The following is a 26,223-nucleotide window of genomic DNA, read 5'->3' on the forward strand; positions in this document are numbered from 1 at the left end:
ACGCCCTCATAGAGTATGACGTTTTTGCCGGCGAATACCCCCTTCGCATCCCTGCGTGGTATTTGAGCCCGGGTGACGTAATGTTGTCAGATTAGAAATCGAACGTGGCCGAGAGCAGAAAGGTTCGAGGATCTCTCACAAAGATCTGGCCGGCAAAAAAACTCCCGTACCATGCGTTGTTATTGAGCACATTCTCAAGAAATGCGCGAATTGTGATCGGCTTGCCGATTAGCCCTTTGAACCAGTACCGAGCTCCAAGGTCCCATTGAGTCCATTCAGGGACCTGCTGGGTATTAGCGAGATTTACATATTGGGAGGATCCGTGTGCCACACGGGTGGTCAAAGTGAGCGCCTTGTGAAAGGGCATGTCCCATTCGCCATAAGCGGTCAATTGAAAGGGAGTAACCGCGGCTTTGTTGCCCTGATTGACGCCGCCTTGCGTCTTGGTCAATTCGGCGTCGATATAGGTCGTGCCACCAACGACGCGGAGCCCCTCCATCACCTCACCGAAAACCATGAACTCCACACCACGATTACGCTGTTCACCATCGACGCCAAAGACGTTCGTGGTGGGATTGACGAACGCATTCGGCTGGGTAATTTGAAAGACGGCCAAAGTAGTGGCAATACGACCGAAGTCCACCTTGGCGCCGATTTCGTACCCTTTGGACACAAACGGAGCGAAAACTTCACCGGCATTGGTCGCAGTCGCCGGAGCCGTAGGGCCTTGCTGAAGTCCCTCAATATAGTTTCCATAGAGCGAGACATGCTGCCATGGCTTCACAACCAGCCCGACCATCGGCGTGGGCGCGCTTTCATCATACTCGCTGGCCACGGCCCCCGTCGCCTGATTGAAGTTGGTAGTCTTGATCTGTTGAAAGCGCACTCCGCCGGTTAGTTGCACGCGCTCATCGAGGATCGAGAGGGTATCACCGAGCATGGCGCTATAGAGATCATTTTCACTAAGTTTTTGCATGCTGCCGTAACTCGGCGGTAACGACGCTGGTGGTCCTGGAACTAAGACGGGATTGTAGATATTTGAAGCAGGAAGAGTAAAAGACGGTTGACGATTTTGATTGTCTCGTGAGAACAGGGTATAGGCCGCGACAGCCTGGTGATGAATAGGTCCGGTGTCGAAGGTTCCGCGTAGTCCGGCGTTGAACGTTATGATCTGGTTTTCAATCGCCGTAGCAAAAGGAGTATTCGTCGCGGCCAATGTGCCAAAGGAATCGGAAATCTGGCGATTGGAGATAATACTTTGTCGGCGATCATTTGTGATGCCAAAGTCGGCAAAGGCGGTGAGGTACTTGGTCACATCAACCTCGCCACGCAGAGTGCCGTACAGCGCACGAGAGTGACTGAGTTCCCATGGCTGGTTGGCATTGGTGCGGGTATTGGGCGGCTCCGGCAGTGCCGTCAGTCCGGGAGCCACCAAGAACTGCCGTCGGGCACCATCTATCTCCTGCTCCTGATAACCGAAATCCGCCGACAGACGGACGATGTCGCCTCGGTAATCCAAGCCCATAGTTGCCAATGCCGATTGCCGCGAGGAGTGGTCGATAGGCAGATCCCCATTCCGGTACACTCCATTGATGCGAACGCCAAACTCCTTATGCTTACCAAAGCGTCGGCCAATATCTCCATGCACACCAAATTGGGTATCGGACATATACTGCGCCGTGAGCTGGGTTAGCGCTTCCTCGCCGGCGCGTTTGGCTACCAGGTTCACCATGCCTCCGATGCTTCCAAATGGTGCGGCCCCATTGAGCACGGCGTTGGGTCCTCTGAGGACCTCGACCCGCTCGATAGACTCCGTCATCATAGTCCCATTGAAAGTCGGGGCGATCGCCAGGCCATTGAACAATGTATCGTTGTCGCCCTGCCGGAATCCACGAATCGCGAAATTTGTAAACCCCGTCGCGGACGGCTGGCCAAGTTGTACGGAAGGATCGTTTTTGAGGACGTCCGCAAGAAACCGCGCCTGCTGGTCCTGAATGATCTTCGAGGTGTAGTTCATCTGGGTGAACGGCGTATCCATGATGTCCTTGTTACCAAGGATGCCCACTCGGCCGCCGCGAGCGACATCGCCGCCTGCATATTCGGGCGGCAGATTGTCCAGTTCCTGCGTCACTCGCTGCCTGACGTCCTTCACCAGAATCTCCGGAACTTTGATCGGTTTCTGTGCGGTTTGAGTCGCTTCCTCTGATCCATCAACGGCGGCCACGGCGCCGGCGGTTGCGGCAGCGCCAGCCGCGACCACCGCTGGCGCGACATCGGAAGAAGAACCTGGCACCAGTGTGACGGCATTCACATCCGTCACGCGATACGTCAGGCCGGTTCCTGCAAGCAACCGGCTCAGTGCGTCCAACGCTTCATGAGATCCGATGACACCCGGAGAAACTTTCCCGGCGGCAAGGTCGGTGGGCACGCTGACCTGCCACCCTGTCGCATCGGCAAAGGCATTGACGGCGTTGCCCAGCGGTTGTGACGGAATGTTGAAGTCCACGACGGAGGGCATCTGAGCGGTGAAGGTTCCTCCTTGTGCATGGGCCGATTCGCTCCATGCCACGAAGGACGTCAGTGCGATGACAAAGAAGACGAGTGCGTGTTGGTTCCCGCGATCCCTAGACCCATCGAACGCCCGCATGTCATCGTGTGTTCTGTCCCTCCGGTAGGTATCCTCCATCCACCCCTCCCTTGTTTGTCCTACGCAAGCGTAGACGCAAGAGAAAACAATTTCCCTCAGCCCACGTCAGGGAAAAGTGAGGAGACTAATACAGAACGATGAATCGGTCCGTGACGGCGACCGAACGGAGGGGGAAGGTCTTTGTCAGAAGTGCGAGGATCTTTGATGGTTCTTCGAGATTATAGGTTCCGGTGACCTGCGTGGATGCCAGGTCTCGATTCCACAACAGAATCATGCCCGGATGGTAACGACGCACGTCGTTGATGACTTGCTCAAGCGGCGCGCCGTTGACCACGAGCCGGCCTCGTCGCCAAGCAGCAACCGTGTACAAGTCGACCGGTCGCGGGTCGCCCAGCCGGCCGGTCTGCATTTCGACCTGAAAGCCGGCCGACAATCGCTTCGTCTGCTCGTCCGTCCGTCGATTCGCCACTTCCACGGTTCCCTCGACGACCGTGACGCGATCGCTCATGCTGCCGGCTCGAACGATGAATTCCGTTCCGACGGCCCGCGTGGTCGTGTCTGTGCTTTCAACCAAAAATGGTCGGTCAGGATCGGATTGCACCTTGAACGATGCCTCCCCTTTCAGCAACCGAATCCGCCGCCCCTGCTCGTCGAATGCCATGGCGATCGCCGTATCCGTATTAAGCATGACCATGGAGTGATCGGGCAATTCAATCATTCGTCGCTCACCGACCACGGTGGAAAAGTCCGCCTGCCATTTCGTGATAAGATCGAACTCGAACGCGGCCATCCACATCAGGATGGCGCAAGCAGCTACGGCTGATCCGTACCCAAACCATCGCGAGATGGCAGGCCGCGGCCTCGCCGTACTCGGCACCTCCGTTCGTGCCGCTTCGATAGCCGCGCCATGCAACTCGGGGTCGTCCCAGACTTCGGATACGTTCTTGTACATTTTGGCGTGGATGGGGCTTTGCGCATGCCAAGCATCGAAGGCCTGACGCTCCTCTGGAGACAGGTGCTGGTTCCGCAAACGGATGACCCAGGCGATGGCTTCGGCGCGAAGTCCACCCTCTCCTGACGACGATGATTGGTTCGTGGTTGGCATGCTTCTATCCCGGCAATGACGCCGCAGGAGCGAAGAGGCCTGTAGTATAGCTTGTGACGGATTCACAGGCCAATCTCCTCAGTCGGACGAGTCCTGCGTCTCAACGCTGCGACAGAATTGATCAAGGGCGCGCATCAATAATTTTTCCACGGCGCTTTCCGATATACCCATTCGACGGGCAATTTCCCTATAGGTGTACCCGTACACGCGATAGAGCAGAAAGGCTTCTCTGGTTCGCGGAGGTAGAACTTCAGTCGACTGAAGAAAGCGATGAAATCTCTGCTTGGCCTGGAGTTGACGTTCCTGTGATGGGACGGGCGATGCGACGTTCAGCGTCGCCTCCGCATCGCCGCTATCATGCAGCCGGTTCTTTTCCCTTCTTGCATGATCGATGGCGAGATTAGTGGCGATACGATGCAGCAATGCACGCGGCTGTTCGACCACTTGTCTATCGGCCAGCCCCAGAAGTCGTAAATAGGTCTCCTGGACGAGATCCGCCGCCGTTTCCCTCGACTGGACCATCGTCAAGAGCCGTCGCGTGAGCTCGTCACGGTACTGATGGAACAGGTGTTCTATTTGCGCGTAAGACAGCGTCATGGCCTGCCCGATCCCTGCCTTAATTACACCGCATGGCGGGAACGCTAACATAACGCGCGGGGAAGCGGGAATGTTTAGTTTCCGGAAAATGAGAAGGAATCGGTCCATGCGGGAGACGGAGAATCGCGAATATCTCTTGGGTAGCAGGTCCGTTTGCAGCTGGAAGAAGTACTGAAGTTGTTATTCCCACGAAGGCAGGCTCCAGGCAAGGCCTGCTACTCAGCAGTGGGGCCTGATCGATGGACGGCTGCCCGCTTTTGCCAGCATGACAACGGAATGAGCGCTCGCTCCGTTTGATTCCGCTAATCTAGTCTCTCACCATGGGGGCTGATGCAAGCAATCCAGCCCGATTCCTGTCCCGTTATCCGTAATGGGAGAGGCGCTGATCGGAAGCGTGCAGGTCCCCGAGGCGCCGGGCCTCAAAAATCGAACGTGGCTGAGAGCAGGAAAGTGCGGGGATCTCTCACAAAAATACTGTTCCCTGAGGAACTTCCGTACCATGCGTTAGTATTAAGTGCATTGTCTAGATTAGCGCGGACGGTGATCGGTTTGCCGTTAGAACGTTCGAAGCGATAGCGTGCCCCAATATCCAATTGAGTCCATTCCCTTATCTGTTGGGTGTTAGCAATATTAATGTATTGCGATGAGGCATGCGTTACGCGGCTCGTAAGCGTGAGGGCCTTCATGAAGGGCAAATCCCATTCGCCATAAAGTGTGAACTGAAATGGGAAGATCGGTGCCTTATTTCCTTCATTGACTCCACCTGCTGTCTTGGTCAACTCGGCGTCGATATAGCTCGTGCCGCCAAGAAGGCGTAACCCCTCCATCACTTCTCCGAAGGCTGTGAATTCTATTCCCCGGTTGCGTTGCTCTCCATCCACACCAAACACATTCGTCGCAGGATTGATGAAACCGCTTGGCTGGGTAATTTGAAAGGCTGCCAACGTTGTGACAATACGACCGAAATCAACTTTAGTGCCCACTTCATACCCCTTTGAGACAAACGGAGCAAAGACTTCACCAAAATTTGCAGCGTTCGCAGGAGCTGTGGGGCCTTGTTGCAGTCCCTCGACATAGTTTCCATAAACTGAGACATTCTTCCACGGTTTAACTACCAGCCCCACCATAGGAGTTGCAGCGGACTTGTCATAATCGCTTGTTACGGCACCAGTCGTAGCGTCAAAATTAGTTGACTTGATTTGTTGAAATCTGACACCGGCAGTCAATTCCACGCGTTTATCAAGAATTGAAAGGGTATCCCCAAGCACGGCTCCGGAGAGCTGAGTTTCTGAAAAGGGCTTGGCATCGCTTAGAGTTGGCATGTTAGATGCGGGTGGCTCCGGCGCGAATACTGGATTGTAGATATTTGAAGCAGGGACCCCGGAACGCAAGTTCGTGAGACGAAATTCTGATGAGTATAGAGTGTAGGCTGCAACTGTTTGATGATGGACAGGACCAGTATGGAAAGAACCGCGCAGCCCGGCGTCGAAGGTCAAGATCTGAGTTTTCGAAACCAATTGTCGAACCGTGTTGCCAGAAGCCGAAAGTGTGCCTGCCGAACTGTCAATTTCTCGATTGGTAAATATACTCTCACGCTGCGTCCAATTTGTGCCAAACCCAGCAAGCGCTGTGAGGTATTTATTGACATCGATCTCGCCGCGGAGAGTGCCATACAGAACACGCGTGTCATTGAATTCCCAAGGTTGGTTTGCATTGATATGGAGGTCAGGGGGCTCGGGCAAAGCCGTTACCCCAGCACCCACACCAAATTGTCGTCTAGCCCCCCTTGCTTCCTGCTGCTGATATCCGAAGTCGGCCGAGAGTCGAATGAAGTCGCCGCGATAATCAAGGCCCGCCGTTACCAACGCTGACTCAAGAGACGAATGGTTAACTGGCAAATCACCATTGCGATAGACGCCATTAATACGAACACCAAACTGATTGTCCTTACCGAATCGGCGGCTGATATCCGCATGTCCGCCGAACTGGGTATCGGAGATGTATTGAGCGGTCAGCTGAGTTAGCGCTTCCTCTCCGGCCCGCTTTGGTACGACATTGATCATTCCTCCCGTGGTGTTCCCGGGAGCGGCCCCATTGAGTAGGGCGCTGGGACCCCTCAAGACTTCAAATCGCTCTGCGCCTTCTGTCATCATTGTGCTATCGGCTGTGGGAGCGATTCCCATGAAGCCATTGAAGAATGTGCTATCGGCACCAACGGGAAACCCACGGATTGAGAAGTTCGTAAATCCCGTCGAAGCCGGTTGAACAATTTGTACGGATGGATCGTTTCTTAGCACATCGGTCAGAAAGCGCACTTGCTGATCCTGCACAAGCTTTGACGTATAATTCATCTGCGTGAACGGTGTATCCATGATGTCCTTGTTACCAAGGATGCCCACTCGGCCGCCGCGAGCGACGTCTCCGCCAGCATACTCCGGCGGAAGATTGTCCAGTTCCTGCGTCTCGCGCTTCTTCACATCTTTCACCAGAATCTCCGGAACTTTGACCGGCTTCCCTCCCGCAGCACCCTCCGAAGATGCGCCACCGGAATCGGCGGCTGCCGCTGCGGCCGCAGCCCCCGCGCCCACTCCTACGGCGGCCCCTGCGGCGATCGCGCCGGGCACGAGGTCGGCCGAGTCGCTTTTCTGAATTGTCACCGTCCGTTCGCCGGTGACACGATATTCCATTCCTGTTCCTAACAACAGCTGGCGCAAGGCATCCTGCCAGGTGAATGGGCCCGCAACACCTTGGGTGTGCAGGCCCGTCATCCGGTCTGCATCGTAAAATACTTGCACGCCGCTGCGGTCAGCAAACGTCAGCAACGCACTATTCAGTTCCTGAGCAGGAATATTGAATTCGACCGTCCCTTGCGCCGCTTGATTCGCCTGCGCCAGGAGGACGGCCGGTGACTGTACGACCGGCTCAGCTGCGTGAGAGATCTCCCCGTCAACGGATAGCAGTCTCAAAGCACCGACGAACGCCATCACGCCAGGCCTCAGCCATGCCCAATGACGACGCCGAACGTGACCTACCCATCGATCCATATGAGGCACTCCTTGGCTTTTTCGAGCGGTATGAAGAACACCCGGAATTCGCCCGTCATTGGAGAAGACGAACCACTCCAAAAAGTCGGTAACCGGCCGTACGCCTACCACCGTGATAGGAAGCCATAGACAAGAAGATGGCGGCCGATGACTGGGTGAGGGAAAGGTGGCTAGTAGAGGAACGTGAGAAGAGGAGATAGGGAGGTTGTGGTCGCGCCCAATTCGGATGTGATCAGAGAGAGGGAATCGTCGATCTTATCGATCATGACCACACCGCTGACGCGCCTGCCCGCCAGTTCCTTGTTCAAGACGACGATGCGGCCGCGCCGGTAGCGATTGATCTCGGCAATGACCTCGTCCAGTGGCATGCGATCGAACATCAAGCGGCCCCGCTGCCATGACGTGGCCTGGTCGATATTGGCGTCGGCCACCGCTCCCAACCCGGAGACGGAATCGTACCGAACCCGGTGTCCTGCATCGACCACGACTGGCATAAATGCCGATTCCCGCTGCAAGGACACGGCCACTCGATGCTCGATAACCGTCACCTCTTCAGTGCGGCCTGTCCGGCGAACCAGAAACTGTGTCCCCATCGCGCGAGCCCTGCTGGAGCCCGCCGACACGACAAACGGACGCGTCTCGGCACCTTGCATGGGAGCCGCGACGAAGAGCGCTTCCCCGTTCAGGAGTTCGACCCGCCGTTCATGATCGTCAAAATGCAGGGCAATGGCGCTGCCTGTGTTCAATGTGACCCGCGAGTTGTCCGGCAAGGCCACCTCACGCCGCTCTCCGGCAACCGTCCGATAATCGGCCGTCATCAAGACACGGACCTCTTCGAATAGGAAGATCGAGGCGAGCGCCAGGCCCGCGCAGCAAGCCGCGATCGGCAGCCACCGCGACCGGTTGACTGACGCCAGAGACGGCGCCGCTTTCGCCGAGATTCCAGATTCGTGAGACATCTGTCCGACCTGTGCGACATGACGCCACATTCCCTCGGCGTGATCGAACGCAGCCTCATGAACCGGACTCTGCGCCTTCCATCGACGGCAGGCCGCGCGCTCCGCCTCGGTCACCGACTCAGCGCCGAGACGAACGACCCATTGGGCGGCTTCTGCGAAAATCTCTTGATGTCTCAAGTCAGATGACATGGTCGTAGCGGTCATGTTTCGCCATGCTCCCGGCTGTGACAATGCGTCATGACTTCGAGCAGGGCCTTCGACAGATGCTTCTGGACGGAGCTTTCCGAAATTCCCAGACGGCTCGCCACCTGAGTGTACGTCAACCCGTCCACCCGATTCAGCATGAAGATGTGTTGCGTGCGCTCCGGCAGGTTCCCGAGCACGGCCTGGAGCCGCACCCACTCCTGATGCGCCGACAAGGCCACGTCCGCTGGCGCCCGCTCTTCGGGAATATCCAGCAATTGCTCGTGAGCGGTTGGAAACGTCTGTTGCCGTTCCGCTTTGCGAAAATGATCGATGACCAGGTTGTGCGCCGAGCGGTAGAGATATGAGCGGACGTTGCCGATGACCTTGGACGCAGGAAGTTCCGCCAGGCGCAGAAAAATGTCCTGCGTGAAGTCCGCCGCCATGTGCGGGCAGCGGAGCTTTCTGGTCAGCCAGGCCTGGAGCTCCGGCCTGTGGGCAAGAAACAACGACCCGAGGTCTTTTTCAGTCGACACGTAGACTCCTTCGATTCAGGGCGAATGATTCGGCGCAGCGAGCCTGGCCTCGTCACGTCCTGAAGGAACGGTAGTCTACTAGAATGCGAGCCCAACGGGCATGTTTACTTTCCGGAATCGTCGAATAATCCGTTCATCATTAGAAATCGAACGTGGCCGAGAGGTCGAACGTTCGCGGCTCCCTTGGAATGATCTGACCGGCCTGTGGACTGCCGTGCCGCGCAATGTCATGGAGGGATCGAAGTGGAAATGGTTCTCTCAAAAATCGATAGTGGCTGACAACCAGAACACACGGGGATCGCTCACCGTAAGCTGACCGAAGGAATTGGCATCCCAATAGCCGCTATCCAGTACATTGGTCACATTGGCCCTAATAGTCACAGGTTTGCCGTTCGGCTGTAAGAACATATAGCGCGCGCCCAGATCCAAGCGTGCCCAACCTGGAACTTCCTGTGTGTTCGCCTGATCGAGGAACATGGAAGTATTGTGGGTGCCTCGCGCAAACAGGGTGAATCCAGAAAGAAAGGGGGTATCCCATTCCCCGCCCAGCACGAATCGCCACCTAGGAACAGCAATGCCGCGGTGCCCATCGTTTAAACCGTCTTCGGTCTTCGTAAGTTCGGAATCAATAAACGCTGCACCTCCCAGTAGCCGTACGCCTTCTGTCAATTCACCGAAGATATTAAAGTCCATGCCGCGGTGACGTTGTTCGCCGTTAATCCCAAACACATTCGTCGTGGGGTTGACGAATCCAGACGGCTGGGCAATCTGGTAGAAGGCCAAGCTTGTCCCAAGATGCCCGAAATCCACCTTGCCGCCGAATTCATATTGCGTGGTGACGAAGGGTGCGAATATTTCTCCGGCATTGGCTGAGGTCAGTGGAGCGACAGGTCCCTGCTGAAGCCCCTGAATATAGTTGGCGTAAAGAGAGACACGCTGCCATGGCTTGACAACCAGTCCTACCATCGGAGTGACGGCGCTTTCATAGTAGGTGCTCCGAATCGATCCGGTGTTCGCCGTAAATCTGGTATTGTCGATCGTCTGCAATCGTCCCGCGACGGTCAATTGTAGTCGTTCGTCGAACATGGACAGCGTGTCGGCCAGCGTCGTTCCTGTCAGAGTCATGTCCTGTATCTTATGGAGGGCTGGATCGACAGAGGTATCCGGTGCTGGTCCAAATGTCGGGTTGTAGATATTGGATTGGGGAACGTCCGTAAATGGCCCCGATCCTTCCTTTCGAAATCTGTTGAAATATGTATAGGCAAGTGTCGCCTGGTGTCGCACAGGACCAGTCACAAACCGTCCTTGCAAGCCTCCTTCGACCGTCCAGGCGGCCATTGTTTCAGCGATCAACTGCGTGCTGGTCGGTTCCAGATCACCGGCCGCATCGGTGATGTTGCGATTGGTCAAGACATAGCGAGAATTGCGATAGCTACCGCCCACCGCAGCAAATACGGTCAACTGATCTAATATGTCGTATTCGCCTCGCAAGTCGCCGTAATACACCTGAGGTTTGTTGAAGTCGTGCGGACCATCGTAGTTTCCTCGATTGTTGGGCACCTTCGGTACTTGTACTCCGGAAGAAACAGTCGTGAAGTCACGGATGGCTTGCATGTTTTGATATTGATAGCCCAGATCCGCGACGACGCGAAATCTCTTGACCTGATAATCAAGTGCCAGTGTACCCAGGGCAGACTCTCGTGACTGATAGTCTATCGGGGTGTCGCCGCTCCTGTATACGCCGTTGAACCGGACACCGAATTGCTTCTCTGATCCAAAGCGTCGGGAGATGTCAGCATGCCCCCCGAATTGTGTGGAGGAAATATAAGAGCCGGTAAACTGAGTCAGCGGGTCGGCGCCGGCACGCTTCGGAACCAGATTGATGGTGCCGCCGATGCTGCCCTGTTGAGCGATGCCGTTCAATAGGGCGCTGGGTCCTTTGAGCACTTCCACCCGTTCGAGAGACTCAGCCATCATCGAGTTAAAAAATGTTGGAGCCACACCGACCATGCCATTGAAATAGATATCCGCATTGCTGACGTTAAAACCCCGAATGCTGAAATCGTCCGCACCTGTCGATGTGGATGCACTCGCGCGCGCTGTCGGATCGTTATTGAGGACATCGGCCATGTACCGAATCTGTTGGTTCTGAATGACTTTGGAACTGTAATTCGTCTGATTGAACGGCGAGTCCATGATGTCCCGGTTGCCGAGCACTCCAAGTCTCCCGCCCGTCGCAACATCACCTCCTGCGTACTCTGGCAGCAATTCCTCCCGGTGCGGACGCTCCTTGACATCCTTCACGACGACTTCCGGAACTTTGACCGGCTTCTGAACGGTTTGGGTGTACCCCTCCGATCCGTTAGCTGCAGCCATGGCGCCGGTGGCCGCGCCTGCCGCTCCTGCAGCCACTACGGCAGGCACGACGCCGGATGAGGTCTCGCGCTCGATGGTGGCCGTTTGAGGTCCGATCAACCGATAGGTCAATCCGGTGCCTGCCAACATTGCTTTGAGGCCATCCTCAGGCACAAATGTTCCTTGCACGCCAGGAGATGTCCTCCCTTCCGACACGTCCGCCGGGCTGCTGACTTCCCAGCCGGTCTGTCCAGCGAAGGCATGCAAGGCTGATGAAACCGGTTGCTGCGGAATGTTGAAGTCGATCTTTCGATCATCGGATGCGCTCTCGGACCGGCCGTCCGCAGCCGCGCTGTGGCTCGCCACACATGTGACGGTGAAGAGAGCCAGCACCAATCGTACGAGCATCGCTCGCCAACGCCATGCCATGAGGCTGACGTTGGATCCGACTCTTGTCCCGCCAGCAACTCCACCTAAGTCCCGCATGTCCGACGCCTCCTTGGTACGACTGTGACCGACTGATAGGAGTAGACGAAGTCATGCCCTGCCTCCGTAAAGACGCGGGGAAATATTTTTTGACGAGAGGATTAGTATAGGACGGTCACACGACCGGCCACGGTGATCGTTCGAAAGGACAGGGTCTTGGACAGCGTTCCAAGGAGTTTGGACGGATCATTCAAGTTGTAGGTGCCTGTGATCCGCATGTTTTCAATGTCGCGGTTCCAGACCATCACGGTCCCGGAGTGATAGCGACGGACCTCGTCGAGGACATCGCCTAATCGCGCGGACGTTACCACCAGTCGACCGTGTAACCATGCAGTGGCGATGGCCAGATCGACATCGTACGGTTCGCCGCCGGTTCCTCGATCCACGCGGGCCTCACGACCCGCTTCCAGTGGAATCACCGGCCACGAGGCCGTTGGATTCGACACAGCCACCTTTCCTTCGGAAACCGTCACCAATGCGCCGCGCGACAATTGCCGAACGATAAATTCTGTTCCCACCGCCCGCGTGTGGATGCCCTGATGCTCGACCACAAACGGCCGAGAGGGATCGGGGGTGACCTTGAAAGACGCCTCCCCCCTGAGCAGATGGATTTTTCGCGCAGCCGGATCGTACTGCACTGCAATGGCGGTACTGGTGTTCAAGGTCATGACGGACTGATCAGGCAGTCGCACAGTGGTCTGCTCGCCGACGCCGGTGTAGTAGTCAGCCTGAGCCCGTGTCACCAGATCCCACTGGAGAATGACAAGAATGAGGATGACAACCGATGCCGCGATCGCGGCTAACGGTCGCCATTGCGCTGTAGCCGTCTTGCGGCTGCCATCGAATGTTGCGGTTCGCGAGGCCGCGACGCTCAGTCCTGGGTTGTCCCACATGGCGGAGACGCGCTCATACACCTCCCTGTGTGCTGGATGCGCGTCACACCAACGCTCGAACGCCTCCAGGTCTTGAGCGGTGGCTGAGCTCATTCGAAGACGAGAGAACCAGGCAATCGCCTCATCGGCGATCCGATCTTGATTCTGGTCTGATGGCAGCGGAGTAGATGGCTGATCCATATGTGGCTTTACTCGACCGCCGTGAATGGCCTCGGATACAGGCGTGGTAACAGTACTATAAGCTGTAGACGAAGAAGCGCGCTACTTCCGTAGCGGCATCAGGAATTATTTTGCGATTGGAGAGCGGCCCAACAGTCCTTGAGCGCCCGATTCATCCGCTTATCGACCGTGCTCTCCGACACACCCTGAATGGCGGCGATTTCGTGGTAGGCATAACCGTGAAAACGATGGAGCAGGAAGGTCTCGCGCACCGAGGCGGGCAACGCATCGATCGCTGCCTGCACGCGTTCGAGTTGCTGCTTTCCCCATAACTCCCGCTCTGGAGTCGGGGCCTGGGAGGCAACCTGCTCGGCGGCTTCCAGGGGAACGGATTCGCTGATATGCCGGCTTTCGACCTTTTGTTTTCTCAAATGGTCAATTGCCAGGTTGGACGCGGTTCGGAACAGCAAGGCCCGAGGGTTGGATACGGTTTGCGTTTCCGACATTCCCATCAGCCGCACGAAGGTTTCCTGTATGAGATCGGCGGCCAATTCCTTCGAGCGGACCAGCCGCATCAACCGGCGGCTCAACGCCTCGCGCTGACTGGCAAAGAGCTGCTCGAGTTGGAGGTAAGTCAGACTCATCGGAGCCGGAGGATACCAGAAAGTCCATTCAGCGGGAATGTTTACTTTCCGGAAATCGAAAAACGTTCGAACTACGAGTGGAGAAGCTGCCAGATGAACTAGCGCGGGGGTTCGTGACAGACCAATATCAGTTCAAAAATCAAACGTGGCCGAGAGGTAAAAGGTACGAGGGTCTCTGACAATGAAATGGCCAGCATAGGACTGCGGTGCACGCAATGTTGAGGAGGGATCGAAGTGGACACGTTTCGCTCAAAAGTCGATAGTGGCTGATAACCAAAAAACGCGAGGATCGCTTAAGGTAAGCTGACCGAAAGCATTGGCATCCCAATACCCACTATCCAGCACGTTCGTCACATTGGCTCTGATCGTAACAGGTTTGCCGTTGGGTTGTAAGAACATGTAGCGTGCGCCAAGATCCAGTCGCGCCCAACTCGGAACTTCTTGGGTATTCGCCGCATTCAGAAACATGGAGCTATTGCGAGTACCTCGAGCGAACAGAGTGAACCCTTGAAGAAATGGCGTATCCCATTCACCGCCAAGTACTAAGCGCGACCGGGGAACTCCTATTCCTGTGTGACCGTCGTTGATACCGCCCTGCGTCTTGGTCAGTTCGGCATCGATAAAGGCCGCGCCACCCAATAACCTGACCCCCTCTATCACTTCGCCGAAGACATTGAAATCGATACCGCGATTTCGTTGCTCACCATCCACGCCAAAGATGTTGGTGGTTGGATTGACGAATCCTGTTGGCTGGGCGATCTGATAGAACGCCAGGGTCGTGCCGAAACGGCCAAAATCAACCTTGGCTCCGACCTCATATTGTTTGGCCACAAAAGGCGCAAAGACTTCTCCGGCATTGGCTGCAGTCACCGGAGCCGTAGGACCTTGCTGTAAGCCTTCGATGTAGTTGGCATAGAACGCTACCTGCTGCCAGGGTTTCACAACCAAGCCGACCATAGGTGTCGCTTTATCTTCGTTATAATTGGTGGTCATGACACCTGTTGTGAAGTTGAATTGCTTTATGTCAATCGTCTGAAACCGTCCACCTACCGTCAATTGCACCCGTTCGTCGAGAATTGAGAGCGTGTCGGCCAGGGTAGCGCCAGAAAGTACTGACTCTTGCAACGGCTTCCCACTACCGGGATCTGGCTGCAACGACAAATCCGGCGCCGGTCCAAATGTCGGGGTATAGATGTTCGACGCGGGTCGCGGAATTGGCACAGTGGCTCGTTGCCAGTCTCTGCGGAGCGTGGTATAGGCCAACACCGTCTGGTGCTGAACCGGCCCCGTGGCAAAACGACCTTGCAGCCCGGTTTCTACTGTCCAAGCAGTGGTCTTGTCGGCACTCATGGTGGCAAAGTTATTGGCTGACAGATCACCTTGCGAATTGACGATCGTCCGATTAACCAGGCTGTAGCGAGTGCTCCGATAGCTGCCACCTGTGGAAACAAATGCCGACAAATTATCGGTCAGGTCATATTCGCCCCGAAGTGTGCCGTAGTAGACGGTGGGCTTGCTGAAATCATAGGGGCCGTCATAGTTGCCACGATTGTTGGGTGGCGTGGGCACCTGCACTCCCGCGACGACGGTTGTGAAATCGCGCATGCCCTGTATGTTCTGATATTGATAACCGAGGTCCGCCGCCAGCCTGAATTTCCTGCCCCGATAGTCCATCCCAAGCGAAGCCAGCGCAGATTCCCTCGATTGATAATCAATGGCCGTGTCGCCATTTCGATAGACGCCGTTCAACCGAATACCAAACTGCTTCTCCGAGCCATAGCGCCTGGAGATGTCGGCATGCCCTCCAAATTGTGTGCTTGAGATATACGAACCGGTGAATTGGGTCAGCGGATCCTGGCCGGCACGTTTCGGCACCAGGTTGATCATACCCCCGATACTGCCTCCAGGAGCAACACCTGCGAGCAGAGCCGACGGACCTTTCAGTACTTCGACGCGTTCGAGTGATTCAGTCATCATGGAGTTGAAGAACGTAGGGGCAACGCCGTAAAGACCGTTGAAGAGAATATCTTGGTTAGACACACTGAATCCGCGAATGCTGAAGTCATCCGCGCCGGTCGATTGGGATGCACTCGCCCGCGCTGTCGGATCGTTATTGAGGACATCGGCCATATAACGAATCTGCTGATTCTCGATGACCTTCGAGGTGTAATTAGTCTGATTGAACGGCGTGTCCATGATTTCACGATTGCCGAGCACTCCGAGCCTCCCACCAGTCGCGACATCACCTCCCGGATACTCTGGCAGCAATTCCTCCCGGTGTGGCCGCTCCTTCACATCCTTCACGACGACTTCCGGTACCTTGACCGGCTTCTGAGCGGTTACAACCGCTTCCTCCGATCCATCAGCCGCAATCATGGCACCGGCGACCGCACCAGCCGCGCCTACAGCCACCACGGCAGGCACCACGCCGGATGATGTTTGGCGCTCAATAGTCGCCATCTTCGAGCCGTCCATCCGGTAGGTCAGCCCGGTTCCAGACAAGAGATTCTTCAATCCCTGTTCAGGGGTATAGTTGCCGACAACGCCTGGAGACTCGGCTCCGGTAGTCAATTCGCTCGAAGCACTGACCTGCCATCCACTGGTTACGGCAAAGGCATTCAGTGCGGTTCCCAACGGTTGAGCGGGAATGTGAAAATCCATCCTTGCTATTGTCTCTGAACTCTCCGCGTTATCTTGAGCCAAACCCGTTCCAAGTCCGCACACACCACCGATCATGCACAAGACAATTACGCTGAGCCCGATCAGATGCAGCTTCAGTCCTATCGTTTCGTTTCGTTCGCGCTTCATCCGCTACCTCCCTGCTCTGTCTCTGTGTCAGTAGACGGAACACGGCGCACGTTTTCGCACCTGGCTCGCGAGGCGGTGAAAGACTGTGGCGGAATGATCAGAAGAGAAGCACGAGGCGATCGGCCAAACTGACCGTCCGAAGTGGAAAGGTCTTCGTGAGGTGATACAGAACCTTGGAAGGATCGTCCAATTTGTAGGTGCCCGTCACATGGCGCTGACCGATTTGCTGATTCCAGAGCACGATTGTCCCCGGATGATACCGTCTGATCTCTTCAAGTACCTGAGCCAGGGGAACGTCATCGACGATCAAGAGGCCCTGCAGCCATGCCGAGGCCATAGAGGCGTCCACCGGCCTGGCCTGCCCCAATCGCCCGCTTTCGCTTTCGATCATGCTTCCCGCGGATACTCGCTCTTTCGTCCCTTCGCGACTGCGCGAAGCGACATCTACGACGCCCTCAATGACGGTTACACGATCGCCATGGTCCTGTTGTCGAATGACAAATTCAGTCCCGACGGCGCGCGTAGTCGTCTCCCCGCCCTCGACGACGAACGGACGATTCGGATCATGTTGCACTTTGAAAAACGCCTCGCCTTTGAGTAGTCGAACTTTACGAACCGTCCCGTCGAACGCCGTCGCAATGGCAGACTGCGTGTTGAGTGTCACGAGCGATTGGTCCGGCAGGCGAACGGTGCGCCGCTCGCCGACAGACGTCTGATGATCCGCTTGAAGCCGCGTCAGCACCTCGAAGTAGACCGCACCCAACAGCAGCGCCGACAGGCACGCCGCAACCGTCAGTGCCGGTTTCCATCGTGATCGGACGGCCAGAGATTCCCGGTCGTGGACACTATCTGCTCGAGCGACAAGCCGCGCCGCTCGATCCAGTCCCGGGTCATGCCACACTTCGGCGATGCTCTGGAAGGCGCGGGCATGAGCAGGACTTTGAGATTGCCACCGTTCGAATGCCAGACGGTCCTCAATCGTGGCCTCCCGATCGCTCAGGCGCGCCAACCATCCGACGGCTTCTTGCCGAAGCCGTTGAGCCTCCGGAGGGGACGGGCGATCGTTCTGATTGTCTGGAGACGGCATGAGGTCCCTCTGTCGTATCAGAGGTCTGAGCAGGGAGGGCCAGTATATAGTGTGACGAGGAATCACGCCAAGATTCTCACTCGTCTTCGTCGAGCGACTCAATGGACGCACAGGTGTGCTCGATGGCGCGGCGGATGTGCTTGTCCACCCCGCTCACCGAAATCCCCATCTTGGTCGCAATTTCACGGTACGAATACTCATATACGCGATACAGCAGGAACGCCTCCCTGGTACGGGGAGGAAGCGTGTCGACGACTTGGATAAACCGTTCCAGCCGCTCCTTTCCGATCAGTTCCCGCTCCTGTGAGGGGATCGGACAGGGACGTTCCAGAGCCGCCTCCAACGGTTCGGTGGCCACAATGCCACTCTTACTGGCGCGCAAATGATCGATGGCCAGGTTGGTGGCGATTCGATGAAGGAGCGCCCGTGGATGATCGACCGTGGTGGTATTCGCCAAGCGAACGAGTTTCAAATAGGTTTCCTGAATCAGGTCCGCCGCAGTGTCGCGCGAATGGACCATGGCTGTCAGCCGCCTGGTCAATTCCTCGCGATACTGATGGAACAAACTCTCAATTTGCGCGTATGACAGCATCTTCCATCCAGCCGATCCCTCCTTGAAGCGGAGGAGATCGTGGCAGAAGGTAGCACGGGGTGGTTCGATAGGAGAATGTTTCATTTCCGGAAAATCAGCCATTGTCCGCTATCTTGGCCTCTACATGGCCGCCCGACGAAATGCCGCGCTCACCGCCGACAGCCTGCCGCGCCGCTTCATCCAGATCACGACACCCGTGACCGAAAGGCCGGCGACGACGAGACCCATGATTGAAATGAAGATACGACCGGGAATGCCGGCAATCCGGCCACTGTGGAGCGGGAATTGAATTTGGAGAAACAGATCCCCGGCAGTCCCACTACCTGGAATTAGTTCGCCTAAGTAGGCGCCGTCTAAGCCGTCGAAGTAGAGCCTCCGTACCCCAAATCCTCCGGATCCATGGTCGTTGCCGGGTTGGAAAAATCTCACCTGGTAGATACCATACCTGGCATTGTAGCTTGCCGCTCCAACAGGCTCCTGCCAGCGCTTTCGTTGCGCTTCCTCTTGCGCATTCGCAATTGCCGCCGCATAGTCGATCCTCGGCTCGATCGGCTGATTGAGCGGACGTTGTGTCCGGACATCAAATGGGTTGGGGGTCACCGTAGCCACCGCCGCCACAGCGGGCCGCACGATCTCTCGGTTGAGATTGAGATAGACTGCGCTCACGGCAAGGACGAGCAGCACACCCCAGGTCCACAAGCCGCCCGCCCGATGAAGGTCGAAATTTAATTGATAGCGGCTACCGTGACGGATCCAAAACGAGCGTCGCCAGCGGAACCGATCGGGAAAGGAAATAGCAAGGGCGACAAAGCAATCGAGCAGCCAGATGATCGCGATGCCTCCCATGAACCATTGTCCCCAGCGGTTCTGCCCGGCGAAATTCGGGATGTGCAGCGTATAGTGCAGCCGATACAGGAACGCCATGAGATGTTCACGGTCCACGGCGACCGCTCCCCATTCACGCCGACCGAGTTCCTTCCCCGTGACCGGGTCGAGAAAGACTTGGTTGTATCCCGCTTTGTAGAGCTTCCCCGTTTGCGGATCCACACGAGGCTGGACACCGAACAACAACGAGCGGCCTGGTTCTGTTTGCAGAGGCACCTGACTGACTCGCACGCGGGGATCAGCCGCCTCAATGCGAGCCGCCAACTCCAAATAGGGAATCGAGGGTCCGATGTTGGAGACATCGAACAGATGGTCGTTCAACCATTCGTCGATCTCATGATCCCAAGAAATGACGGCGCCGGTCAGGCCGGAGACGAATAAGAACAGAGCGGTGAAGAGACCCGCCCAGCGGTGGATGGTGACACCAATCGCGCGCATGTCTTTCCGAGCGGGACGTGGACCGAACTTGCTCTCTTATGTAAAGACGGTCGAGGAGAAGTATTACCCCACCTGTCAGGGAATGGCAGACATACGAATTTAAATATGTTCAAATAATTAACTATTTACAGGCGCAATCTTATTCAAATACTTTAATAAAAGAATGTGGCAGTGCGAGCAGGAATATGCCCTTTCAAAAATCAAACGTAGCCGACAAGTAGAAGGTCCGTGGATCTCTCACGAAAATCTGTCCGGCCTGGGGGCTGCCGTTCCATGCTTTATTGTCGAGCACGTTCTCGAGAAACGCCCGCATGGTGATCGGCTTGCCGCCTGAGCGTTCGAATCGGTAGCGGGCGCCGAGATCCCACTGGGTCCACCCGGGGACTTCTTGAGTGTTCTCAAAATTGACGTACTGAGAGGATGCGTGCGTGACACGGCTGGTCATGGTCAGCGCCTTTAAGAACGGCAGGTCCCATTCGCCATAGAACGTCAATTGGAACGGAGCGACGGTGGCCTTATTGCCCTGGTTGATTCCGCTCTCCGTCTTGGTCAATTCGGCATCAATGTAGCTCGTCCCACCGAGGAGGCGGAGCCCGTCCATGACCTCGCCAAAGACGCTGAACTCCACGCCACGATTGCGTTGCTGACCGTCGACGCTGAAGACGTTCGTCGCGGGATTGATAAACGCGCTCGGCTGTGTGATTTGAAAGGCCGCCAAGGTCGTGATGATGCGGCCGAAATCCGCTTTGACGCCGGCTTCGTACCCATTGGATTTGAAGGGAGCGAAGACTTCGCCGGCGTTGGCCGAACCCACCGGGGCCGTGGGGCCCTGCTGCAAACCTTCGATGTAATTGCCGTACAGCGAAACGTGTTGCCACGGCTTGATCACGAGACCGAGCATCGGCGTCGGCGCACTCTTGTCGTATTGGTCAGTGACGGCCCCCGTGGCCTGATTGAAGTTGGTCACCTTGATCTGTTGGAAGCGGACGCCGCCGGTCAACTGGACGCGCTCATCGAGAATCGAGAGCGTATCGCCGAACATCCCGCTGGAGAGATCCGTTTCATTGATTTTCGTCGTGGTCCCATAGCTCGGCAGTAATGACGACGGCGGTCCCGGCACCAAGACGGGATTGTAGATGTTCGACGCCGGCATCGCCGCGGTGGCAAACGGCGACCGTTGCGTTTCTCCCGAGTATTGGGTGAAGGAGAGGACGGCCCGATGGTGGACGGGGCCGGTATCGAACACGCTGCGCAGCCCGGCGTTGAGGGTCACGACTCGATTGTCGAATGCAAACAAGAAATTGTTGCCCGCGGACAACGTCCCCTGGGAATCGACGAGCTGGCGATTCAAGAGGATGCTCTGCCGCCGATCGTTGGTCATGCCGAAATCGGCGAAGGCCGTGATCTGCTTCGTGACATCGACCTCGCCTCGCAGAGTGCCGTAGAGCGCCCGCGTGTCGTTCAACTCCCAGGGTTGGTTGGCATTGGTACGGGTACTGGGCGGCTCCGGAATGGCCGTCAGATCGGATGCCACATTGAATTGCCGCCTGGCGCCTTGCATGTCCTGTTGCTGATAGCCGAAATCCGCGGAGACCCGGAAGATATCCCCGCGATAATCGAGACCGACCGTGGCTAAAGCCGATTCGCGGGAGGAATGGTCGATCGGCAGATCGCCCGTCCGATAGACACCGTTGATCCGAATGCCGAACTCCTTGTGTTTGCCGAATCGCCTGCTGATATCCGCATGCCCGCCGAATTGTGTATCGGAAATATATTGGGCGGTCAGCTGAGTGAGCGCCTCGTCACCGGCGCGCTTCGGCACCAGGTTCACCATGCCGCCGATACTCCCGCCCGGCGCAGCACCGTTGAGCAGAGCGTTTGGTCCCCTCAGGACTTCGACCCGCTCGATGGATTCCGTCATCATCGTGCCGTTGATGGTGGGCGCGATCGCCAATCCGTTGAACAGCATGTCGCCCTGGTTGAGTTGAAACCCTCGGATCGAGAACGTCAGAAATCCCGTCGAGGTCTGCTGGGCCAGTTGGACGGATGGGTCGTTTCGGAGCACGTCTCCAAGATACCGCGCCTGCTGGTCCTGGATGATTTTCGACGTATAGTTCATCTGCGTGAACGGCGTGTCCATGATGTCGCGGTTGCCGAGCACGCCCACCCGGCCTCCGCGCGCAAGATCCCCGCCGGCGTATTCGGGCGGGAGTTCACCCAAGTCTGCCGCCCCGCGTTGCCTCACGTCTTTGACGGTGATCTCCGGTACCTTAACGGGCTTGGCCTCCGTCACGGCGTCCGACGGCGTGCCGCCGGAGTCGGCGGCTGCCGCTGCGGCCGCAGCCCCCATCCCTGCAGCGCCGGCCACCGCCAGAGGCGCAACGGGAACCGCCGACGAATTACGTTCTACAATCACGGTGTCGGGGCCGGTGAATCGATGCGTCAGGCCGCTCCCGCCCAAAAGACGCTCCAACCCCTGCTCGCTGGTGAATCGCCCCGTCAATTCGGTAGAGGTGAGTCCGGCCGCCAGATCGTCGTTGAAGCTCATCTGAAGTCCGGCCGTCCAGGCAAAGCTCTTCAACGCCAGGTTGAGTGGTTGCGCGGGGATGTCGAATGAATGTTCGGTGTGCCTGGCATCCGACACCGCACTCTCTTGCCCTTGGCCGTAGGCATGATTCGTCCAGAAGAAGCCGGAGATCACGACCAGCGCGCAACACAATGTGTGACTGCCATATCGCTTCTGACTTGGTTGGAGCCCCATATCCATCCTCCTGAGCAGGCCGTCATGCAGCCCTCACTCTGTTAGGACGGCTCGCACAAGAGTCTTGTCCCCCCCTCTCGAAAAAAATGGCACGGTCCGAACGGACTGATCCTCAGATCTTGCAGGGCTTCCGGGAGCTTGATTCCCGCGGCACAGTGATTTAGAACTGTGAGGCATCCTCCCCCGCCACGATCATGATGCTGCTGCCGTTGCTGCCTCTTTTCATGCTCTTGTCCTGTGCGCCGGGACCGCCCAATGCGCCGTCCAAGGAGTCTCTGCAAATCGAAGCCTCGTTGCGCTCCAGACAACACGCGTTGGTGAACGAACAGGTCCATCGACTCGCATTGATCAGCCTGGCGATCCAGGATCCGATCAGGGTGCCTCGTTACGTGCCCGTCTCCTTGGTGATCAGCAACGAGATCAATGCCTACTGCGACGGCGAGCAGATCGGCGTCCTCCAAGGCATGATGCGGTTTCTCGCGGACGATAACGAACTGGCCGCAGTGATCGGACATGAACTCGGCCACTGTACCAGAAGCCACGTAGACAGGCGCCGGGCACGTGAAGCAGAACGCTTTTCTTCCGTGTCACCCCTCTGGGGGACCAAACAGTTTGATCGGGAAGAGGAACGGGAGGCGGACTTGGACGCGCTGCTGTTTCTTTACTACGCCGGGTTCGACATCCAAGCAGCGGTCACCATGTGGGAACGCAAAGCCGCGGCGCTGCCATATACGAATCAGAAGAGCTACTTCTCCACCCATCCCGGTTCATTGGAACGCATCGCGCAGACCGAGAAGACGGTGGAGACGTTGAAAGCCGGTATCGATCCACTGACGAACCGGCCGTTGCATCGAGCCCCCGACCCTTCAGTCTCGCTGCCGGCATGGTTCGACAGAACGCTGGTCTTCAGCCGCTCGAAACTCCTCCGGTGGATTGCGGAAGGTCAGGAGCCGTTTCTGGCTGCTCAACGGGCGGCCATGGACCGGGAGCGGGCTCGACTCAACAGCGCTGAGAAACTAGCCGATCCATTCGCGTCCGCGACCATCGCGTCCGAGGCCAAGGAGGCCCTGAAGGCCGTTCAAGACCGGCTTGCCGACCGCGAACGGCTAATGGAACGGGCCTCGATGAATGCGATCCGTCGTAACATCCTTCGTCTGACCGCTGAACAGATCCCGCACGATCCAAACGGCCGGCTGATTGCCCTGCTCGACGAGATGCTGGCCACGATGGAAACGGTGAGCGGCGATGCCGTACCTTCGACCTTCCGTCCCTGAACCTCGTAGAATCCTTCCGAGCCGGACGGTGCGTCGTCCGGGCCTCATCACGATCGGATTGGTCCTGCTGTGTGCCGGCCTCCTGTCGGGGGGATGCGTCACGGAACTCACGCCGGAAGAACGCCAGGCCCGAGAAGAACTGCTCGAGAAGTTGCGGCCCTGGCGGCAGGAGCAACGAAACCGGCTGAACTTCCTGAGTTTGTCGTTACAAGACGGTCCGGGCAGGCCGGCGATCCTGCCGGTGATTCTGTACGCGGGACAGAGCGGCGACCGCATCGACGCCGGCTGCACCGGAGACGTCATCGCTCTCTTCGAAGGCCTGGTGCGCTTCCTGTCACAGGACGACGAACTCGCGTTCGTGATTGCCCATGAAATGGCCCATTGCCTCCACGGCCGAGGCTCATGGGTCCGCAGCGGCGTGCGGCAGTCATACTCAAGCTACTCCCTCTCGGAAGAGACGCAAGCCGATGCGCATGCCTTGACCTACATGTATCAGGCCGGATTTGACGTGGACATTGGCGTCGAGACGCTGGTCCGCCTCACCACCGAGGTGCCGAAGAGTCTGACCGGTTCGTATTTCAGCTTGCACCCTCATGTACTGGAACGGATCGCCCGCGCCAAGGTGCATGCGGCGGCGCTGCACGGCGGCCTGCATCCGCTCACGAACCAGCCGCTACCGCCACCGGTGCAAAAGGTGACGTTTGCGATGACGTCATGGGTGGATTTGAATCGTGTGACGAAAGAGTCTCGCTGGGTCCAGCGGTTCGACGATGAGATGCGGGCGTTTGTCGGAGTTCGGCTGAACGAAGTCCAGGCATCCAAACTCCACCTACGGTTCGTCGAAGAACAAGGAGACCGCTCCGCCGCCGAACGGGCGAGAAAGGAATCCGACGCTCTGGTGAACAAGCTCCGGCACGAGATCGAAGACAAGCAGATCGAGGTGCTGTCCCAGACTTCCCTCCCCTTTCATCGGACGATCCTGCAAGTGACCCGTGAAGGTATTCAGGGAGATCCGAATGCGCGGCTCGCCCAACTCCTGGATCACAAGTATCTGCCTTCACATTAAGCGCGGCGAGAAGGAACAGGTTTCCTGTTCCTTCCAGCGCATTCGTTCGTGGGGCGCAATTGTGCTTCAGCGCAGGATGATCAGACGATCGGAGAAGCGGGTCATTTTCATTTGAAGAGACTCGGCAAGCGTGGCGAAGACGTGGGCGGGATCGGAGACCTTGTAGATGCCCGTGACCGGCACGCGGCCGGCGTCCGACGAAAGCAGCAGCACGTAGCCGGGATAATACCGTCGCACCTCATCAAGGACGTCGGACAGCTGCGACCGCACGAACACCAAGCGGCCCTGCACCCAGGCGGTGGCGACATCAAGGTCTACGGCTTCAACAGCACCGACTCCCCCGGCGTTCGTCGAGACTTGTTGTCCTCGTTCCACCCACACCGGAGCAGACGAGGCACCACCCTTCGAAACTTCGACGATTCCTTTGGTGACGGTCACGACCGCATCACTTCCACGCGACCGGACGACGAACGCTGTCCCGACCGCGCGCGTCATCGACGAACCGCTCTTCACGATGAACGGCCGGTCCGGATCCGATCGGACCGTGAACAGCACCTCGCCCTTGAGCAACCGCACCACCCTGGTCGCCCCGGTAAAGTCCAACGCGATCGCGCTGTCGCTGTTCAGGAACGCGGTCGAGTGGTCCGGCAATTCAACGGATCGCTGTTCCGCCACCACCGTCGAAACATCGGCTTGCCAGCGAAGCCACAGATCGCTGAACAAGACCGCATATCCGCAGATGAGTACCAACGCCGCGGCGGTGGCCCACTGCCACGACCATGGCCACGCCGACTCGCGAGCCGAATCAGGAATCGATCGACAAGCGTCGGCCGCGGCGGTCTCCAACTCGATTTCGTTCCACAGCGAGGTGACCTCGCGAAACGCTCGAGCGTGGGCGTCGCTTTGGCTCCGCCAATGTTCGAAGGCTTCCCGTTCCGTGGTCGACACCTTCGGTGCCCCCAACCGCACGAACCACTCCGTGGCCTCGCGCGTCAGCACGTGCTCCGCAGTAGACTTCGTGGTCGAGAAAGCCCGTGGTTCTCGGTTCGGCATGGGGGAGCCCACTATACCCTTTCCTTGTATGACGGACCAGCGGTCCCAGCTGTCCCCCACCGTCATGGCTGCTCCTTCAACGCCGCCAACAGCGCTTGCTGACAGTGCGCCAGAGCGCGATTGATCTCTTTCGCGACGATCCGTTCCGAAACACCGAGGCGGTGGGCGATTTCATCGTATGAATGGCCCTGGACCCTCCGCAGCATGAATATCGTCCGGCAGCGGGGCGAGAGTTGCTCCAGCGCGCTTTGCAGCAGGGTCATCCGTTGCTTGTCGAATATCGCCTGCTCGCAGGAGGGCGTGGCGCTTGGAACGTGTTCCGCTTCTTCGAGCGGTTCCTGAAAGGGCCGCCGCACCTGATTTCTTCTCAATTCGTCGATCGCCAGGTTGGAGGCAATGCGGAACAGAAAGGCACGGGGATTATCGGGCTGAGTCGATGCCGGCAGCTGAGCGACCCGCAGAAACGTCTCCTGCAGGAGATCGGCGGCCGCTTCGGGACATCCCAGCCGCCGTTGCAGGAATCGCTGCAGTTCTTGCGCATACTGCTGGAACGCCATGCCGAGCGGAGAGGTCGGCATGGGGGTGAGGCACCACAGGTCCTGGTCGCTCATGGCGGCAGGGTAGCATGGCATCACATTCGACAGGAATGTC

General features: G+C 57.5%; 18 protein-coding genes. 2 read left to right on the plus strand and 16 right to left on the minus strand.

Annotated features, from left to right (window positions below; all coding sequences use genetic code 11):
• Positions 1 to 91 precede the first annotated feature (91 nt).
• The 14 genes from NSJP_RS17935 to NSJP_RS18000 form a co-directional block, all read right to left on the minus strand.
• The gene (locus NSJP_RS17935; protein ID WP_080888241.1) at positions 92 to 2,686 is read right to left on the minus strand and encodes a TonB-dependent receptor; all 2,595 of its coding nucleotides are present in this window, start codon (positions 2,684 to 2,686) and stop codon (positions 92 to 94) included.
• An 85-nt stretch (positions 2,687 to 2,771) separates the two neighbouring features.
• A complete protein-coding gene (locus tag NSJP_RS17940; RefSeq protein WP_080888242.1) occupies positions 2,772 to 3,752 on the minus strand; it encodes a FecR family protein in 981 nt (326 codons plus the stop codon).
• Positions 3,753 to 3,830: 78 nt separating this feature from the next.
• Entirely contained in the window at positions 3,831 to 4,349 is a 519-nt protein-coding gene (locus tag NSJP_RS17945) for an RNA polymerase sigma factor (RefSeq protein ID WP_172834446.1), read from the minus strand.
• A gap of 419 nt (positions 4,350 to 4,768) precedes the next feature.
• Entirely contained in the window at positions 4,769 to 7,393 is a 2,625-nt protein-coding gene (locus NSJP_RS17950; protein WP_080888244.1) for a TonB-dependent receptor, read from the minus strand.
• 170 nt (positions 7,394 to 7,563) lie between these two features.
• Positions 7,564 to 8,556, minus strand: coding sequence for a FecR family protein (locus NSJP_RS17955; RefSeq protein ID WP_080888245.1), 993 nt, complete (start codon positions 8,554 to 8,556; stop codon positions 7,564 to 7,566).
• Entirely contained in the window at positions 8,553 to 9,071 is a 519-nt protein-coding gene (locus tag NSJP_RS17960) for an RNA polymerase sigma factor (RefSeq protein WP_080888246.1), read from the minus strand. Before NSJP_RS17960 ends, NSJP_RS17955 begins: the two co-directional genes overlap by 4 nt.
• A gap of 258 nt (positions 9,072 to 9,329) precedes the next feature.
• A complete protein-coding gene (locus NSJP_RS17965) occupies positions 9,330 to 11,819 on the minus strand; it encodes a TonB-dependent receptor (protein WP_231989545.1) in 2,490 nt (829 codons plus the stop codon).
• A gap of 194 nt (positions 11,820 to 12,013) precedes the next feature.
• Complete coding sequence (locus NSJP_RS17970) at positions 12,014 to 12,985, minus strand: FecR family protein (protein ID WP_080888248.1); 972 nt, start codon at positions 12,983 to 12,985, stop codon at positions 12,014 to 12,016.
• 98 nt (positions 12,986 to 13,083) lie between these two features.
• Complete coding sequence (locus tag NSJP_RS17975; protein ID WP_080888249.1) at positions 13,084 to 13,608, minus strand: RNA polymerase sigma factor; 525 nt, start codon at positions 13,606 to 13,608, stop codon at positions 13,084 to 13,086.
• A 249-nt stretch (positions 13,609 to 13,857) separates the two neighbouring features.
• The gene (locus tag NSJP_RS17980; protein WP_080888250.1) at positions 13,858 to 16,416 is read right to left on the minus strand and encodes a TonB-dependent receptor; all 2,559 of its coding nucleotides are present in this window, start codon (positions 16,414 to 16,416) and stop codon (positions 13,858 to 13,860) included.
• Positions 16,417 to 16,513: 97 nt separating this feature from the next.
• Positions 16,514 to 17,503 carry a FecR family protein gene (locus NSJP_RS17985; protein ID WP_080888251.1) on the minus strand — a complete coding sequence of 330 codons (990 nt, stop codon included), beginning with the start codon at positions 17,501 to 17,503 and terminating at the stop codon, positions 16,514 to 16,516.
• Between the two features lie 76 nt (positions 17,504 to 17,579).
• Positions 17,580 to 18,179 (minus strand): RNA polymerase sigma factor, encoded by a 600-nt coding sequence (locus tag NSJP_RS17990; protein WP_172834448.1) that lies wholly within the window; start codon positions 18,177 to 18,179, stop codon positions 17,580 to 17,582.
• Between the two features lie 36 nt (positions 18,180 to 18,215).
• Entirely contained in the window at positions 18,216 to 19,418 is a 1,203-nt protein-coding gene (locus NSJP_RS17995; RefSeq protein WP_080888253.1) for a PepSY-associated TM helix domain-containing protein, read from the minus strand.
• A gap of 193 nt (positions 19,419 to 19,611) precedes the next feature.
• The gene (locus tag NSJP_RS18000; RefSeq protein ID WP_172834449.1) at positions 19,612 to 22,179 is read right to left on the minus strand and encodes a TonB-dependent receptor; all 2,568 of its coding nucleotides are present in this window, start codon (positions 22,177 to 22,179) and stop codon (positions 19,612 to 19,614) included.
• Positions 22,180 to 22,373: 194 nt separating this feature from the next.
• On the opposite strand from NSJP_RS18000, the gene NSJP_RS18005 reads away from it, so the two are divergent.
• Together NSJP_RS18005 and NSJP_RS18010 are read left to right on the plus strand one after the other, a co-directional pair.
• A complete protein-coding gene (locus NSJP_RS18005; protein WP_080888255.1) occupies positions 22,374 to 23,453 on the plus strand; it encodes a M48 family metalloprotease in 1,080 nt (359 codons plus the stop codon).
• Between the two features lie 28 nt (positions 23,454 to 23,481).
• The gene (locus NSJP_RS18010; protein ID WP_172834450.1) at positions 23,482 to 24,519 is read left to right on the plus strand and encodes a M48 family metalloprotease; all 1,038 of its coding nucleotides are present in this window, start codon (positions 23,482 to 23,484) and stop codon (positions 24,517 to 24,519) included.
• A 66-nt stretch (positions 24,520 to 24,585) separates the two neighbouring features.
• Here the strand turns inward: NSJP_RS18010 and NSJP_RS18015 are convergent, their stop codons facing one another.
• Positions 24,586 to 25,638, minus strand: a complete 1,053-nt coding sequence (locus NSJP_RS18015; RefSeq protein WP_080888257.1) for a FecR family protein — start codon at positions 25,636 to 25,638, stop codon at positions 24,586 to 24,588.
• Complete coding sequence (locus NSJP_RS18020; protein ID WP_172834451.1) at positions 25,635 to 26,183, minus strand: RNA polymerase sigma factor; 549 nt, start codon at positions 26,181 to 26,183, stop codon at positions 25,635 to 25,637. The genes NSJP_RS18015 and NSJP_RS18020 overlap by 4 nt, the downstream gene beginning before the upstream one ends.
• Positions 26,184 to 26,223 lie beyond the last annotated feature (40 nt).

The organism is Nitrospira japonica (genome assembly GCF_900169565.1).
GTDB classification, from domain to species: Bacteria; Nitrospirota; Nitrospiria; order Nitrospirales; family Nitrospiraceae; genus Nitrospira_C; species Nitrospira_C japonica_A.

Coding starts and splice junctions, on each gene's coding strand:
- NSJP_RS17935 (WP_080888241.1), bottom strand. CDS start 2,686: ATGGAGGATACCTACCGGAGGGACAGAACACACGATGACATGCGGGCG.
- NSJP_RS17940 (WP_080888242.1), bottom strand. CDS start 3,752: ATGCCAACCACGAACCAATCATCGTCGTCAGGAGAGGGTGGACTTCGC.
- NSJP_RS17945 (WP_172834446.1), bottom strand. CDS start 4,349: ATGACGCTGTCTTACGCGCAAATAGAACACCTGTTCCATCAGTACCGT.
- NSJP_RS17950 (WP_080888244.1), bottom strand. CDS start 7,393: ATGGATCGATGGGTAGGTCACGTTCGGCGTCGTCATTGGGCATGGCTG.
- NSJP_RS17955 (WP_080888245.1), bottom strand. CDS start 8,556: ATGACCGCTACGACCATGTCATCTGACTTGAGACATCAAGAGATTTTC.
- NSJP_RS17970 (WP_080888248.1), bottom strand. CDS start 12,985: ATGGATCAGCCATCTACTCCGCTGCCATCAGACCAGAATCAAGATCGG.
- NSJP_RS17975 (WP_080888249.1), bottom strand. CDS start 13,608: ATGAGTCTGACTTACCTCCAACTCGAGCAGCTCTTTGCCAGTCAGCGC.
- NSJP_RS17980 (WP_080888250.1), bottom strand. CDS start 16,416: ATGAAGCGCGAACGAAACGAAACGATAGGACTGAAGCTGCATCTGATC.
- NSJP_RS17985 (WP_080888251.1), bottom strand. CDS start 17,503: ATGCCGTCTCCAGACAATCAGAACGATCGCCCGTCCCCTCCGGAGGCT.
- NSJP_RS17990 (WP_172834448.1), bottom strand. CDS start 18,179: ATGAAACATTCTCCTATCGAACCACCCCGTGCTACCTTCTGCCACGAT.
- NSJP_RS17995 (WP_080888253.1), bottom strand. CDS start 19,418: ATGCGCGCGATTGGTGTCACCATCCACCGCTGGGCGGGTCTCTTCACC.
- NSJP_RS18000 (WP_172834449.1), bottom strand. CDS start 22,179: ATGGGGCTCCAACCAAGTCAGAAGCGATATGGCAGTCACACATTGTGT.
- NSJP_RS18005 (WP_080888255.1), top strand. CDS start 22,374: ATGATGCTGCTGCCGTTGCTGCCTCTTTTCATGCTCTTGTCCTGTGCG.
- NSJP_RS18015 (WP_080888257.1), bottom strand. CDS start 25,638: ATGACGGTGGGGGACAGCTGGGACCGCTGGTCCGTCATACAAGGAAAG.
- NSJP_RS18020 (WP_172834451.1), bottom strand. CDS start 26,183: ATGAGCGACCAGGACCTGTGGTGCCTCACCCCCATGCCGACCTCTCCG.